This window comes from Serratia myotis (assembly GCF_027474885.1).
Taxonomy (GTDB): Bacteria; Pseudomonadota; Gammaproteobacteria; order Enterobacterales; family Enterobacteriaceae; genus Serratia; species Serratia proteamaculans.
In genome coordinates this window covers 2,866,564-2,880,424 of sequence record NZ_CP099707.1, presented here as the reverse complement: position 1 = coordinate 2,880,424, position 13,861 = coordinate 2,866,564, and the positions used below count along the sequence as shown (strand labels likewise).

Annotated in this window: 15 protein-coding genes; 5 read left to right on the top strand and 10 right to left on the bottom strand. The window is 57.6% G+C overall.

The annotated features are described in order from the left end of the window. Positions 1 to 112: 112 nt before the first annotated feature. Entirely contained in the window at positions 113 to 1,141 is a 1,029-nt protein-coding gene (locus NHG65_RS13625) for a transporter (RefSeq protein ID WP_099062956.1), read from the top strand. On the opposite strand, the gene NHG65_RS13620 is transcribed toward NHG65_RS13625, so the two are convergent. From NHG65_RS13620 to NHG65_RS13580, 9 genes are all read right to left on the bottom strand, one after another. Next, positions 1,142 to 1,675 carry an SRPBCC family protein gene (locus NHG65_RS13620; protein ID WP_099062957.1) on the bottom strand — a complete coding sequence of 178 codons (534 nt, stop codon included), beginning with the start codon at positions 1,673 to 1,675 and terminating at the stop codon, positions 1,142 to 1,144. A 3-nt stretch (positions 1,676 to 1,678) separates the two neighbouring features. Continuing rightward, entirely contained in the window at positions 1,679 to 2,026 is a 348-nt protein-coding gene (locus tag NHG65_RS13615; protein ID WP_099062958.1) for an ArsR/SmtB family transcription factor, read from the bottom strand. 90 nt (positions 2,027 to 2,116) lie between these two features. Then, on the bottom strand, positions 2,117 to 3,343 hold the full coding sequence (locus NHG65_RS13610; protein ID WP_413481459.1) for a Zn-dependent hydrolase: 1,227 nt from the start codon (positions 3,341 to 3,343) through the stop codon (positions 2,117 to 2,119). Beyond that, positions 3,340 to 3,831 carry an L-2-amino-thiazoline-4-carboxylic acid hydrolase gene (locus NHG65_RS13605; protein WP_499182303.1) on the bottom strand — a complete coding sequence of 164 codons (492 nt, stop codon included), beginning with the start codon at positions 3,829 to 3,831 and terminating at the stop codon, positions 3,340 to 3,342. Before NHG65_RS13605 ends, NHG65_RS13610 begins: the two co-directional genes overlap by 4 nt. A gap of 29 nt (positions 3,832 to 3,860) precedes the next feature. Then, on the bottom strand, positions 3,861 to 5,021 hold the full coding sequence (locus tag NHG65_RS13600; RefSeq protein ID WP_261417387.1) for a branched-chain amino acid ABC transporter substrate-binding protein: 1,161 nt from the start codon (positions 5,019 to 5,021) through the stop codon (positions 3,861 to 3,863). 34 nt (positions 5,022 to 5,055) lie between these two features. Next, on the bottom strand, positions 5,056 to 5,769 hold the full coding sequence (locus tag NHG65_RS13595; RefSeq protein WP_207976639.1) for an ABC transporter ATP-binding protein: 714 nt from the start codon (positions 5,767 to 5,769) through the stop codon (positions 5,056 to 5,058). Then, positions 5,762 to 6,532, bottom strand: coding sequence for an ABC transporter ATP-binding protein (locus NHG65_RS13590; protein ID WP_085116920.1), 771 nt, complete (start codon positions 6,530 to 6,532; stop codon positions 5,762 to 5,764). Before NHG65_RS13590 ends, NHG65_RS13595 begins: the two co-directional genes overlap by 8 nt. Further along, positions 6,529 to 7,641, bottom strand: coding sequence for an ABC transporter permease subunit (locus NHG65_RS13585; RefSeq protein WP_085116919.1), 1,113 nt, complete (start codon positions 7,639 to 7,641; stop codon positions 6,529 to 6,531). The genes NHG65_RS13590 and NHG65_RS13585 overlap by 4 nt, the downstream gene beginning before the upstream one ends. 9 nt (positions 7,642 to 7,650) lie before the next feature. Continuing rightward, entirely contained in the window at positions 7,651 to 8,601 is a 951-nt protein-coding gene (locus NHG65_RS13580; RefSeq protein ID WP_085116918.1) for a branched-chain amino acid ABC transporter permease, read from the bottom strand. 171 nt (positions 8,602 to 8,772) lie between these two features. Between NHG65_RS13580 and NHG65_RS13575 the strand changes: the two genes are divergently transcribed. The 3 genes from NHG65_RS13575 to NHG65_RS13565 all read left to right on the top strand — a co-directional run bounded on the left by NHG65_RS13575 (position 8,773) and on the right by NHG65_RS13565 (position 12,050). Next, on the top strand, positions 8,773 to 9,681 hold the full coding sequence (locus tag NHG65_RS13575; RefSeq protein ID WP_369804752.1) for a LysR substrate-binding domain-containing protein: 909 nt from the start codon (positions 8,773 to 8,775) through the stop codon (positions 9,679 to 9,681). 85 nt (positions 9,682 to 9,766) lie between these two features. Beyond that, entirely contained in the window at positions 9,767 to 11,647 is a 1,881-nt protein-coding gene (locus NHG65_RS13570; RefSeq protein WP_099062964.1) for a potassium transporter Kup, read from the top strand. Positions 11,648 to 11,747: 100 nt separating this feature from the next. Then, a complete protein-coding gene (locus NHG65_RS13565; protein WP_099062965.1) occupies positions 11,748 to 12,050 on the top strand; it encodes a cupin domain-containing protein in 303 nt (100 codons plus the stop codon). Here the strand turns inward: NHG65_RS13565 and NHG65_RS13560 are convergent, their stop codons facing one another. Further along, positions 12,051 to 12,644, bottom strand: a complete 594-nt coding sequence (locus NHG65_RS13560; RefSeq protein ID WP_099062966.1) for a TetR/AcrR family transcriptional regulator — start codon at positions 12,642 to 12,644, stop codon at positions 12,051 to 12,053. A gap of 141 nt (positions 12,645 to 12,785) precedes the next feature. On the opposite strand from NHG65_RS13560, the gene NHG65_RS13555 reads away from it, so the two are divergent. Continuing rightward, positions 12,786 to 13,841: a sugar phosphate isomerase/epimerase family protein gene (locus tag NHG65_RS13555; RefSeq protein ID WP_099062967.1), complete on the top strand. Its 1,056-nt coding sequence runs from the start codon at positions 12,786 to 12,788 to the stop codon at positions 13,839 to 13,841. Positions 13,842 to 13,861 lie beyond the last annotated feature (20 nt).

Genomic DNA, 13,861 nt, shown 5'->3' with positions numbered 1-13,861 from the left:
CGCTAATATTAATCATCGGGAAAAGTGAAAATAATTAACATTGGCATTTAAAGGTTGATATAAAGGCGGAAGCCGATTAATTAATGGGTGTGGTTATTCAGGATAAAGGTTTATGGCTCAAACGGTTGCGGAAAAATTACACAAACTTGATTTTGATGATGAGGTTACCGGGCTGATTTACGGCCACGTGTTCCGTACGGCCGAGCCGCCGCAGCGGGTGTCTTCGCAGCAGGCTTGCCAGGCCTGTCAGGCGCTGTTGCCGGGTGAGGGTTTTATCTGGTTGCATCTCAATTTGAACCATGCGGCCGCGGAAAAATGGCTGAAAAACCACTTTGCAATTTCCGACTTTTTCTTCGACGAGATCCGCCACGGTTCCCATACCACCCGCATTGAGCGTCAGGGAGATGACCTGTTCGCCGTTCTCAACGACGTGATTTTTCATCCCAAAGAGAACAGCCCGGAGATCGCGACGCTGTGGCTATATTGTCGCAGCGGGTTGGTGGTCACGGCACGGCACAAGCCGCTGCGTTTGATTGAACGGCTGTTGGGGCGGCTGGGGCCGTTGCAACTGGCGTCGTCTACCGAGTTGCTGGCACATTTGCTGGAAGAACAGGAAGAAGTTCTGGAGCAGGTAGTGCGGCAGGCCAACCAGTATGTCGACACCATTGAAGATCGCCTGTTGAGCAGCCATGTGAAGCGTAACCGTACCGAACTGGGGCGCATGCGGCGTATGTTGTTGCGCTTTCAACGCCTGCTGGCACCGGAACCGGCGGCACTGTTTCGCCTGTTGAATCGCCCGCCGACCTGGTTGAGCCGCGACGTCGTTCAGGATCTGCGCCAGTTCACTGAAGAGTTCACCGTGGTGTTGAACGACCTTGCCAGCCTGACCGAGCGCATTCGTCTGTTACAAGAGGAGATCGGCGCCAAGCAGATGGAGCAGAACAACCGCACGCTGTACACCCTGACGGTGATCACCGTCCTGGCGCTGCCGATCAATATCGTTGCCGGTTTCTTCGGGATGAACGTGGGCGGGATCCCACTGGCCAGCAATCACCACGGTTTTATCCTGTTGGTGTTGCTGGTCGGTGGCTTTACGCTGGTGACCGGCTATCTGGCCTTCAGACGCCGGGATGAGGGCTGATTACAGTCTGGCCCGGTACTCTTCCTCCAGCTTGGCGTGGGTGCTCCAGAACGGCTGTGGCTGACGATCGTGCAGGCGATCGACCAGGATATCCAGATGGGTGTGCCAGCCACCGGCCACGCTGAGCATTTCGTCACGGTTGGCCAGGCGACGGTGGGTGACCGTCAGCAGTACGGCGTTACCCTGTTCGGTCAGCTCGAAGGTCACCTCGGAAGGACGGTTCTGCCCCTGTTCCGCCCAGGTAAAACTCAGCAGCCGCGGCGGGAACAGGCAGGTGATATGTCCGATATTGCTGACGCTGCAGCCAAGGTTTTTATATTTGGCCGGTGTGGCTTCATGCTCGCCGGTCAGATCGGAATTGCGAAACACCAGCTCAACCTGGGCACCGTTCTCCAGCTTCATGTCGCCGGCGGCCAGCCAGGTGGCGCGTTTGTCGGATTCCGTCAGATAGGCCCAGACCCGTTCGATCGGGCCGGGCAGCAGCCGCTGAATGCGCAGCGTGCCGGTTTCAATAATCATGCCGTAGTCGTTCATAGTTCACTCCTTGGGAGGATGCGGTTCGGGCTGCAGCAGCGCTATTTCCAACGCGTCCAGCCGCTCTGTCCAGAAATGCTCGTAGGTTTTCAGCCATTGCATGGCCTGTGCCATTGGCTCGGGTTCAAGCCGGCAGATATGGTTTCTTCCTTGCACGGTACGCTGCACCAGCCCAGCAAGCTCCAGTGCCTTGATATGCTTGGAAGCGCCGGCAAATGACATTTGCAGCGGCGCAGCCAGTTCACCAATGCTGTGCTCACCACCGGCCAGGGTACGCAGTATCGCGCGCCGCGTCGGGTCGGAAAGTGCACGAAAAATGGCGTCCAGCTGTGAGGAAGATAATTTAACCATATGGTTGAATATAGAACAGGTGGGCTAATATTCAACCAGTTTGTTGAATATTTTTTTCCAGGCCCCGGCCGATACACCGGGGCTGCGGGATCAGGCGCGGGTTTGCGCCAGCAACGCGTTAAGCAACACGTTGGCCCCGGCGGTCGCCCACGCAGGCGAGATATTTTCCAGTTCGTTGTGGCTGATACCCTCCACGCAGGGAATGAAAATCATCGCCGTAGGTGCCACCCGACTCAGGTAGCAGGCGTCGTGCCCGGCACCGGAAACCATATCGCGGTGCGAATAGCCCAGCGCCAGTGCTGCCTGGCGGACACTGTCGATACAGCCCTGATCAAAGCGTATGGGTTGATACTGGAAGATGCGCTCGGCACTGGCGCTCAGCCCCTGGGTGCCGACCTCGGCCACCGCCGCCAACAGCTGTTGTTCCATCTGTTCCAGCACCACCTCTTGCGGGTGACGGAACTCAATGCTGAAGAACACTTTGCCTGGGACCACGTTGCGTGAATTGGGCGTAATTTGAGCCATACCCACGGTGGCTCGTGCGTCCGGCATGAAATTCTTGCCGATGGTATTGACTGCCATAACCAGAGTGGCGAAACCGAGCAGAGCGTCACGACGGCGATCCATCGGCGTTGTGCCGGCATGGGCGCTAAAACCGGTGATTTCCAGTTCATACCAGCGTTGACCTTGCGCGGTAGTCACTACGCCAATCTCAATGTTTTCCGCCTCGAGGATCGGGCCTTGCTCAATATGCAGCTCAAAGGCGGCGTGGATCGGCATGCCACCCACCGGGTGTTCACCGGCGTAGCCAATGTGCTGCAACGCCTCACCGAGACTGATGCCTTGTGCATCGCTGCGCGACAGGCCGTAAGCCAGGTCGAACACTCCGGCAAACACCCCGGAGGAAATCATCGCCGGGGCGAAACGTGCGCCTTCCTCGTTGGTCCAGTTGACCACTTCCATCGCTCGCTCGGTGGCGATCTGGCGATCGTTAAGGGTGCGGATCACTTCCAGACCGGCCAGCACGCCATAAATCCCGTCGAAACGGCCGCCGTTGGGTTGGGAGTCAACGTGAGAACCGGTGATCACCGGTGCCAACTCCGGGCGAGTCCCCTCACGGCGCAGAAACATATTGCCCATGCGATCAACCCGCACGCTGCAACCGGCTTCCTTCGCCCAGTCACGCAATTGGTCGCGTGCCTGACGGTCTTCTTCGCTCAACGCCAGGCGGGTGACGCCGTCTTTCGGGATGGCGCCGAACCGGGCCATGTCGAGCAGGCTTTGCCACAGGCGTTCGCCATTTACCTGATGCGTCATTTTTTCTCCCCCTGCGATTTGGCGGTGTAGCGGAAATCGCAGCAGGACGCGCCGGACATAATGGTCTGGGTGCGCTGCAGTTCGACATCCGGCGCATAGCCGACGATAAACTGGCTGTCGCGGGCACAGGACAGCAGGTGGCCGATTTCGCCCAGTCCCATCTGGTGGTACATCTCGGCATAACGGCAGCGGGTGACGTTATAGTCGAAATGCTGCGGGTCCTGGTTGATCACCTTCACCTGCAGCGCATCGTCTTTTTCCCACAGGTATTGCAAGGCGGCGAAACTCTGCAAATCAGCGCCATTCGGCTCCTGCGCGGCAAAATTTTTACCGGCTTCAATGGCCGCTTTTTCGATGGCTTCGCCTATCACCGCCTGCGCTCGCTCTTTGCCGATCTCACGCACCAGGATTTGGTAGATTGGCTTGATGATTTCCGCCTCTATGCGGCGCCGGGCCAGAATACCCAATTCGTTTTTTGCTTCGCTCATTGCCTTGCTCCTCATTGCCTTGCGGATGGTTATGGTGCTTTTGCGCCGCCCAGTACGCTTTGCGGCTGCCATTTGCCGTCAACCACCCGGTAAAGGGTGAAGCTCGGCTGTTGCAGGTTGCCTTGTGCGTCGAATGCAATGCTGCCGGTGACGCCCTGATAATGAATGGCGCGCAGCTTGGGCAGATAATCGGCCGGATCGGCGGACCCCGCCTGCTCGATGGCGGCAATCAATACCCGGGTGGCGTCGTAGGCGAACGGCGCATGCAGTTCGATATGGGTTTTGTAGCGGTCACGGTAGGCCTGCTCAAAAGCCTTGCCGCCCGGCATCTGTTCCAGCGGCAGGCCCGGCTCCAGTGCCACCACGCCATCACCTTCTTTCTGTGCCAGCGTCAGGAAAGTCTGGCTGACAAAACCGCCGGCGCCCATCAGTTGGGTGTTCATCCCCAGTTGTTTGATGCGGCGGGCCAGCGGGGCGGCCTGCGAGTCCACACCGCCGAAGAAGATCAGATCGGCGTTCTTGCTGCGCAGGGTAGTCAGCACCGCACTGAAATCAACGGTCTTGTCGTCGACATACTCGCGCGCGACCGGTTGGACGCCCTGAGCCGCCAGTGACTTGATAAACTCATCCGCCAGCCCCTGGCCGAACGCGGTGCGATCGTCAATCACCGCAATGCGTTTGGCTTTCAGTACCTTGACCGCATATTCACCGGCATAATTACCGCCGTCATCATCATGGCCCATCACGCGGAAGCTGGTATCGAACCCTTGCTGAGTATAGCCGTGGCCGGTGGCGACCGGTGCGACCTGAGCAATACCGGCGTCGTGGTAAATGCGGGCCGCCGGAATGCTGGTGCCGGTATTCCAGTGCCCGACCACGCCGGCGACACCTTCGTCCACCAGGCGTTGGGCTACCGCAACGGCGGTACGCGGATCGGACTGATCGTCTTCGGACAGCAGTTTAAAGGTGACCGGCTTGCCTTTCAGCATCGGTTTCTGGGCATTAGCATCGGCGATCGCCAATTGCGCGCCATTCTCCAAATCCTTGCCAATACGGGCGGAAGGGCCGGTCAACGGGCCTGCCAGCCCGATCAGAATAGTTTCATCGGCCAGAACCGGCGATGCCGCGCCCAGGCTGGTCAGAATAGCGGCGGCCAGCGCCAACGGCTTCAAGCGAGTTATCTTGTTCATGTAAAACTCCCGGAGTGATTAAAAGTAAAAACGGTTATTCGCCCAAATAGGCTTGTTTGATTTTTTCATCATCCAGCATGTCGGCAGAGCGGCCACAGTGGCTCAGACTGCCGCTGTCCAATACATAGGCACGGTCAGTGGATGCCAGTGCCAGTCGGGCATTTTGTTCCACCAATAGTAGCGTGACACCGTCACGAGAAAGGTTTTTGATGACCTCAAAAATGGCTTCAACCACGATCGGTGCCAACCCCATCGAAGGCTCATCCAGCACCAACAGGCGCGGACGGCTGAGTAACGCCCGACCGATGGCCACCATCTGCTGTTCACCGCCGGAGAGAAGCCCGGCCTGCTGTTGTAGCCGTTCACGCAGACGCGGAAAAAGAGTACAAACCTGTTCCAGATCCTGGCGTACAGCCGGTTTGTCACGGCGTGAATAAGCACCAAGCTGCAGGTTTTCCCGCACTGTCATACGGGCGAAAATACCGCGTCCTTCCGGGACCATCACCAGGCCCTGTTGCAATAAGCGATGCGGTGGCATACCGCGAATAGAGCGCCCGTCGAACAGGATTTCCCCTTCGAACGGTTGTAGGCCGGTTAGCGCACGCAGGCTGGAAGTTTTGCCTGCACCGTTGGCACCGATCAAGGTCACCTGTTCGCCGCTGTTTACCGTGAAATCGATGCCTTTAACCGCATGAATACCACCGTAAGACACTTTTAACTGTTTGACTGTCAATAAGGGTTCAGACATGAGCCGACCCTCCCAGATAAGCGCGGATCACCGCCGGTTCACGCCGTACCTGTGCCGGTTCGCCTTCGGCGATCACCTTGCCGTAGTCGAGCACCGTCAGGCGATCGCACAGTCCCATCACCAGCTTGACGTCGTGTTCGATCAACAACAGGGTTTTGCCACTCTCGCGGATACGTTGCAGTAGCTCGCGTAGCGCCACCTTCTCGGCGGCGTTCATGCCGGCTGCCGGTTCATCCAGCGCCAGTAATTTAGGTTCGGTGGCCAAGGCTCGGGCGATTTCCAACCGGCGCTGGTGGCCATAGGAAAGATCGCCGGCGCGGTAATGGGCGAACTGACTAATGCCGACGTATTCCAGCAGCGCGTGAGATTTCTCCCGCGTGGCGTGTTCTTCCTCGCGGGCGCGCCGATGGCGTGAAATTGCCGCCCACAGACCGTTGCGGGTGCGCAGATGGCAACCGACCATCACGTTTTCCAGGACGCTCATTTCATTAAACAACCGCAGGTTCTGGAAGGTGCGGGCGATACCGGCCTGTGCCACCTTGTCGATGGCCTGCGGCTTGTAGCGACGATCCTGCAGGCGAAACTCGCCGCTGTCGGCGCGATACAGGCCGGTGATCAGGTTGAAACAGGTGGTTTTGCCCGCACCATTTGGGCCGATCAACCCGTAGATCTCGCCCTGACGAATACTGATGCTGACGTCATCCACCGCGGTTAGCCCACCAAAGTTTTTACTGACGTGACTGAGTGTGAGAAGTGGCGTCATGAGGCGGCTCCCGGTTGATGACGTGCCGGCCACAGGCCCGCCGGGCGATACAGCATCACCAGGATCAGTGCCAGCCCATAGAACAGTTGGCGAATAATCTCGGGGTCAATCCACACCTGACCGAATAGCGCCTGTTGCAGGGGGCCCATGGTGCTGCGCAGCAGTTCTGGCAGGGCAGCCAGCAGCAATGCGCCGAGGATCACGCCGGGTATGTGGCCCATACCGCCCAACACCACCATCGCCAATACGGCAATCGACTCTTGCAGGGTGAAGGATTCCGGTGAGACAAAGCCCTGAAACGCCGCAAACAGTGCACCGGCGACACCGCCAAAGGTGGCACCGATGGCGAAAGCCAGCAGTTTGAAGTTACGGGTGTTGATGCCCATCGCCCGTGCCGCGTCTTCATCTTCGCGGATAGCGGTCCAGGCGCGGCCAACCCGCGAATGCTGCAGGCGCAGGCAGATAAACAGGATCAGCAACAGCAGGGCGGCGAACAGGTAGTAATAGAGATACAGGGATGAAAAACGGATGCCGAACCACGAATGCATACCGGAAAACTTCAGGCCGAACAGCGTGACCGGATCGATAGCGGAAATCCCCTTTGGGCCGTTGGTGATGTTGAGCGGGCGGTCCAGGTTACGCATCAAAATACGCACGATCTCACCGAAGCCCAGCGTGACGATCGCCAGATAGTCCCCACGCAGCCGCAGCGTGGGCGCTCCCAGCAGAATGCCGCACAACGCGGCCAGCAACGCGGCCAGTGGGATCAACAACAGAATCGACAGATGCAGCCCCTCCGGGAACCACTGCAACAGCAGCGGAAATTGCTGAGTGAGGTGCGGTGATGAAAGCAGTGCGGTCAGATAGGCGCCGACCGCGTAAAAAGCGATAAATCCCATGTCCAGCAGGCCGGTAAGGCCGACCACAATGTTCAGACCCAGTGCCAGCATCAGATACAGCAGCGCGAAGTCGATCACCCGTACCCAATAGTTACCGCCGACGGATCCGGCCACCCAGGGGGCCAGCAGCAGGCCGAGCATAAACAGAGCTACGCCAAGTCTGGCGCGATGCGGGGAGGCGGTGTGCAGAGTCTCGGTCAGAATAGTCATCTCGTGTCCTCAGGCGCGGGTGGCGACGCGTTCGCCCAACAGCCCGGATGGGCGCAATACCAACACGGCAATCAATATCAGGAAGGCAAATACGTCCTGATAGTTACTGCCGAAGGTGCCGCCGGTCAGTTCGCCGAGATAACCGGTGCCCAGCGCTTCAAACAACCCCAGCAATAATCCGCCGAGCATTGCACCGCGCAGGTTGCCGATACCGCCCAGTACGGCAGCAGTAAAGGCCTTGATGCCCGGCAAGAAGCCCATGGAGAAACCGGCATTGCCATAGTTGCTGGCCATCATGATGCCCGCCACGGCCGCCAGTGCGCCACCAAGGGCAAAGGTCAGAATGATGATACGGTTGGGATCGATGCCCATCAGGCCGGCGACCTGCGGGTTTTCTGCCGTGGCACGCATGGCGCGGCCAAAGCGCGAGTGCTCGACCAGCAACAGCAACCCGGCCATCACCAGCACCGCGACCACCAGCGTGGCGATACCGGTGCCGGTGATCACAGCGGGCGCGTGTTCGGCGCTACCCTGGGTCAGGGCGATAGGTGACATTGGCAGCAGTTGCGGGAACATTAACGGGTTACGCGACCAGATCAGCATCGCCAGTGTTTGCAGCAGTAGCGATACGCCAATCCCGCTGATCAGCGGTGCCAGACGCGGGGCATTCCGCAGGCGGCGGTAGGCCAGCCGTTCAATGCTCATCGACACCAGCGCGCAGACCGTCATGGCAACCAGCGCCGCCAGCAACAGCATGATGTAGGGTGATAGGCCAGGGAAATGATGTTGCAACACGCCGAGGGTGGACAGGGCGCTCAGCGCGCCGACCATCAGCACATCGCCGTGGGCAAAATTGATAATACGCAGAATGCCGTACACCATGGTGTAACCCAGGGCGATCAACGCATAAATGCTACCGAGCATCAGTCCGTTGACGGTCTGCTGTACCAGCGTATCCATAGGGAGAGTCCCGAAAAATAATGATTCAGGAAGCTCAGAGTAGAGAGTTAAAGAAAATTGTAAAATACGGAAATATAATTTCTTATACAAAAAATGTGTGTTTTTAATTTATTGATTTATTTGTATATTAATTTTAAACCGTCACCGATATTTAGCCAAAATAGTCAACATATGAAAAAAACAGAACAATGCGTCACATCGTTGCCTAACGATCCACCGCTGCGTGCAGTGCGGGCGTTTGAGGCTATCGCCCGTCTGGGCAGCATTACCGCTGCTGCCAAAGAGCTGGCGATATCCCCGTCGGCGGTCAGTCATCAGCTCAAAACGTTGGAGGCCTTTCTGCAAATGCCGCTGACCGAGCGGCAGGGCCGTAACCTGATCTTGCGTAACGAAGGACGGGATTATTACCGCTCGATCCGCTCGGCGTTTAACGTATTGCGTCAGGCGACCGAGCAGGTGCGCGAGCAATCGGCTTCCCGGCAGGTCACAATCAGCCTGATCCCGCTGTTCGGCATGGGCTGGTTTATTCCGCGTTTGCACGGATTTTTGCGCGAGAACCCGGATATCGACATCAATGTGGTGTACGCCAACCACCGTAATTACCTCAGTGACGCCGCCGATATTTCGATTCGTTTTGGCGCCGGGCAATGGACCGGTTATCGCAGCGAAAAACTGATGTCCGGCAAAATGGTACCGGTATGCAGCCGGGGGTTTATCAAGTTGCACGGGTTGTTGGACACGCCGGATCAGCTTTCGCCACTGCCGCTGCTGCATGACGAAGAACGCACCACCTGGATGCAATGGTTTCAGTTGGCCGGAGTCCGGCGGCCGCTGCGCAGTACCGGCCCGATGTTTGAAGATGGCTTGCTGACGTTGGCGGCGGTACAGGCGGGTTTGGGCTGCGCCCTGATGCGTGAGCCGTTGATCGCGCCTTATCTCAGCAGTGGCGAATTGATTAAACTGTTTGATCTGGCGATTGATGACGGCCGAGATTATTACCTGTGCGTAAGGCAGGACACTGAACTGTCGCCGGAGGGACTGAACCTGCAACGCTGGTTACTCAAAGAGGCCGGGGCCTGAGTGCAATGGGCCAATAAAGGACTCACGCTAACTGCCTGAATTGACTATGCTGGTTTTATCCTAATGGCTTGGTCAGGAGCTCTCAATGAGCACAGGGAACGAACCGGAAAAGACGCCCAAAATGAGCCTGCCGCTGCTGGCCGGCGGCGCACTGGGGGTGGTGTTTGGCGATATTGGCACCAGCCCGCTGTATACCCTGAAAACCGTGCTGTTTCTTTCCGGTGATGCGCCGTCCCCGCCGGTGATCCTCGGCCTGCTGTCGCTGATTTTCTGGACGCTGGTGATTGTCACCTCGCTCAAATACGCCATGTTCGCCATGCGTATCGATAACCGTGGCGAAGGTGGCATCATGGCGCTGATGTCACTGTTGGTCAGCAAGAAAAAAATCCGGCCAATGGTAGTGTTTGCCGGTCTGTTCGGTGCGGCGCTGATCTACGGCGATGGGGCCATCACCCCGGCGATCTCGGTGCTGTCGGCACTGGAAGGGTTGAACATCGTGTTGCCCGAATCGCAGCCTTATATCTTGCCGGCGGCGGTGGTGATCCTGATCAGCCTGTTCGCCATTCAGCCGTTGGGCACCGCGCGCATCGGCAGGGTTTTCGGGCCGATCATGGCACTGTGGTTCTTTTCTATCGCCGCTCTGGGCATCTGGGGCATTATTCAGCATCCGGCCGTCTTGATGGCGTTGAACCCGCTGTACGGCATCCGATTCCTCTTCTCTAACGGGCTAACCAGCTTCCTGGTGTTGGGCGGCGTTTTCCTCTGCGTGACCGGGGCAGAAGCGCTGTACGCTGACATGGGGCATTTCGGTAAAAAACCGATTTGGCTCGCCTGGTTTGGCATTGTTTTTCCCAGTCTGTTACTGAACTATGCCGGGCAGGCCGCACTGATCCTCTCCGGTGCTGACGTCACCCAAAATATCTTTTTCCGCCTGTGTCCGCCGGTGCTGCAAATTCCGCTGGTGATTTTGGCGACCCTGGCCACCATCATCGCCAGTCAGGCGATCATCAGCGGGGCCTTTTCCATGACCCGCCAGGCGATCCAACTGGGTTGGTTGCCACGCCTGCGAGTCAAACAGACCACCGAAGAGAGTTATGGGCAAATTTACATCGGTGCCATCAACTGGTTGCTGATGGCGGTGACGGTATTTCTGACCGTGTTCTTCAAATCCTCCGATAACTTGGCCGCCGCTTACGGCATTGCGGTTTCGCTCACCATGATCATGACGACCGGGTTGCTGTTTGTGGCGATGCGTGAGGTGTGGCGCTGGGGAACGATTGCCAGCCTGCTGGTGGCCGGTAGTTTCTTTATCGTCGATCTCAGCTTCTTGCTGGCCAACCTCAGTAAAGTGATGCAGGGCGGGTATGTTCCGCTGCTGCTGGCCACCCTGGTGTATGGCGTGATGTTGATCTGGCATCGCGGGGTGATCGCGGCTTCCCGTACGCTGGGCGAAAAGAGTCTGCCGCTGGCGGATTTTTTGGCCCAGCTCGAGCAGCAGAATATCCCCCGGGTTCCGGGCACCGCAATCTTTCTTACCCGAACCCTGAGCGGCACGCCGCCGGTGATGAAATGGCACGTCAAGCGTAACGGGTCGCTGCATGCCAATGTGCTGGCGCTGCATATCATGATTGTTAACGAGCCCCGGGTGGCAAACGCTGAACGGTTGGTAATGCGACAACAGTCGCCAGGATTTTGGTGTGGCGTGGCGAGCTATGGCTTTATGGAGCGCCCCCATATTCCCCGCTTGTTGCAGCATGCCGAGGCGCAAAAGACCGGGTTGAACTTTGGTGATGCCACCTATTATCTGGGGCATGAAAGCGTGGTGCGCCGTGAAGCCAATGACAGATTGCCGGCCTGGCAACGCAACATTTTTTCGCTGATGGTGCGTAACGGTATGCACGTGACGGATTACTACTATTTGCCGAGCGACCAGGTGGTGGAAATCAGCCGCCGGGTGCCGGTGTGAGCCGTTTGGCTATAGGTTAAAATCAATGGTTATTTAGCCGTCGGCGAATGAAAAGGTAAATTGCCGTGGCAGCGATGGTGCTGCTTACGGATGAAGCCTTATGTCATTATTCGATCTTACTGCGTTGGCCGCCGATTTACCGCAGGCCTGGCGATCCAGCGTGCTTGGGCGCGTCGGCCCAGCCAATATCAAAGTATTGCGGATGGATCAGCGTGAGATTGCCGATGAAGTTCATGACTATCACGAAGGATTACTGGTGATCTCCGGGCAACTACGGATTGAAGTGCAGGGCGAAGAGATTAGGGTGAATGCCGGGCAACTGTATCAGGCCGCGGCCGGTGTGCCTCACCGGGTGCTTGCAGGTAGTCACGGCACCCTGGTGATATTTGATTTGCCGGAATGATTAACCGCCGCTTTCCAACGCCAATAGTGCAATCCTGACCGCGGCTTCTAACCGGGCGCGGCTGACGCCATCGCGCGCCTGCACCGACAGACCGTGCAGGAAGGCGGCAAAATAGTCACCGAGGGCATCAGCATCGGTCTGTGGCGGTAATTCTCCTGTGGCTACAGCGGCACGCAGTTGGTCAATAATCCCCTGGGTGCGCAGCAGGCGGTGCTCTGCCAACCAGTCTTTGATGCTGCTGTTTTCGTCACTGACGCTGGCGGCGGAAGAAACCACCATGCAGCCTTGCGGCAGGTCCGTGCGGCTGTAGAGCATCACCGCGTCGTTCAACAAGCGTTTTATCGCCACGCGAATGCTGCTTTCCTCGCTGAATGCGCGATCGGCAAAGCCGCCCTCATGACTTTCGTAGCTGGCCACCGCTTCGCGGAACAGTAACTCTTTCGAGCCAAACGCCTTATAGATACGTGCGGAGGCAATGCCCAGTTCGGCGACCAAATCCGACAGTGAAGTGCCTTCATATCCCTGACGCCAGAATAGGTCGCGTGCTTTCAGTAACGCCTGTTCGCGGTCGAATTCGCGCGGTCTGCCTGCCATTCCTCTGCTCCTGTTAACCTGTTGCTCTGTGAAACAGGATCGCTTAAATCCACTGTAATACCAACGAGTTTTTAAAATTCGCTTGCTGATATATTCATTTAAGCCTATTGTTTGTCAATCAACAACCAATAGGAGTTTAGGATGAAAACCATGAAAGGTCCAAGCCTGCATCTGGCACAGTTCAGTGACGATGCCGCCCCCTTTAACAGTCTGCCGGCTATCGCCCACTGGGCGGAAAAAACCGGTTTTAAAGCGCTGCAAATCCCAGCGTGGGACCGTCGCCTGTTTGATTTGGCCACCGCCGCAGAAAGCCAAACCTATTGCGACGATCTGGTCGGCATGCTGGCAGAGCACGGGCTGGTGGTCAGTGAACTGACGACCCATATTTTTGGCCAGTTGATGGCGGTGCATCCGGCCTATGACCCACTGTGCGACAGCTTTGCGCCGCCGGAACTGCATGGCAACCCGCAGGCTCGTGGCGAGTGGGCGCACCAGCAACTGCTGTTGGCCGCCAAAGCCTCTGCACGGCTGGGGCTGAGTGAGATGGGCACCTTTTCCGGTTCGTTGGCCTGGCCCTATTTGTTCCCATTTCCGCAGCGTCCGGCGGGGCTGATCGAAACGGCATTCGATGAACTGGCCAAACGTTGGCTGCCGGTGCTCAATGCCTGCGACGAGCAGGGGGTAAATCTGTGTTATGAAATTCACCCCAGTGAAGACCTGCACGACGGTGTGACCTTCGAAATGTTCCATCAGCGCGTCGGGGGCCACCCGCGCTGCCAGATCCTGTTCGACCCGAGTCACTTCGTGCTGCAACAGCTGAACTATCTGGATTACATCGATATTTATAAGGACTTCATCCGCATGTTCCACGTCAAGGACGCCGAGTTCAACCCGACCGGACGGCAGGGTATTTACGGCGGCTATCAGTCATGGGCCGATCGTGCCGGGCGTTTTCGCTCGTTGGGGGACGGTCAGGTGGATTTCAAAGGGATTTTCTCGCGGCTGACCCAGCATGGATACGCCGGATGGGCGACGCTGGAGTGGGAGTGTTGCCTGAAACATCCGCAGGATGGCGCACGTGAAGGTGCCGCCTTTATTCGTGACCACATCATCAACGTCACCGATAAAGTGTTTGATGATTTTGCCGGTGCGCCGGTTGACCAACAACAAATCAATGCCTTGCTTGGCCTGCGTTAAGCCAGACTATTTCACCACGG

Coding starts and splice junctions, on each gene's coding strand:
- NHG65_RS13620 (WP_099062957.1), bottom strand. CDS start 1,675: ATGAACGACTACGGCATGATTATTGAAACCGGCACGCTGCGCATTCAG.
- NHG65_RS13610 (WP_413481459.1), bottom strand. CDS start 3,343: ATGACGCATCAGGTAAATGGCGAACGCCTGTGGCAAAGCCTGCTCGAC.
- NHG65_RS13580 (WP_085116918.1), bottom strand. CDS start 8,601: ATGGATACGCTGGTACAGCAGACCGTCAACGGACTGATGCTCGGTAGC.
- NHG65_RS13605 (WP_499182303.1), bottom strand. CDS start 3,831: ATGAGCGAAGCAAAAAACGAATTGGGTATTCTGGCCCGGCGCCGCATA.
- NHG65_RS13625 (WP_099062956.1), top strand. CDS start 113: ATGGCTCAAACGGTTGCGGAAAAATTACACAAACTTGATTTTGATGAT.
- NHG65_RS13575 (WP_369804752.1), top strand. CDS start 8,773: ATGAAAAAAACAGAACAATGCGTCACATCGTTGCCTAACGATCCACCG.
- NHG65_RS13560 (WP_099062966.1), bottom strand. CDS start 12,644: ATGGCAGGCAGACCGCGCGAATTCGACCGCGAACAGGCGTTACTGAAA.
- NHG65_RS13590 (WP_085116920.1), bottom strand. CDS start 6,532: ATGACGCCACTTCTCACACTCAGTCACGTCAGTAAAAACTTTGGTGGG.
- NHG65_RS13595 (WP_207976639.1), bottom strand. CDS start 5,769: ATGTCTGAACCCTTATTGACAGTCAAACAGTTAAAAGTGTCTTACGGT.
- NHG65_RS13565 (WP_099062965.1), top strand. CDS start 11,748: ATGTCATTATTCGATCTTACTGCGTTGGCCGCCGATTTACCGCAGGCC.
- NHG65_RS13585 (WP_085116919.1), bottom strand. CDS start 7,641: ATGACTATTCTGACCGAGACTCTGCACACCGCCTCCCCGCATCGCGCC.
- NHG65_RS13570 (WP_099062964.1), top strand. CDS start 9,767: ATGAGCACAGGGAACGAACCGGAAAAGACGCCCAAAATGAGCCTGCCG.
- NHG65_RS13555 (WP_099062967.1), top strand. CDS start 12,786: ATGAAAACCATGAAAGGTCCAAGCCTGCATCTGGCACAGTTCAGTGAC.
- NHG65_RS13615 (WP_099062958.1), bottom strand. CDS start 2,026: ATGGTTAAATTATCTTCCTCACAGCTGGACGCCATTTTTCGTGCACTT.
- NHG65_RS13600 (WP_261417387.1), bottom strand. CDS start 5,021: ATGAACAAGATAACTCGCTTGAAGCCGTTGGCGCTGGCCGCCGCTATT.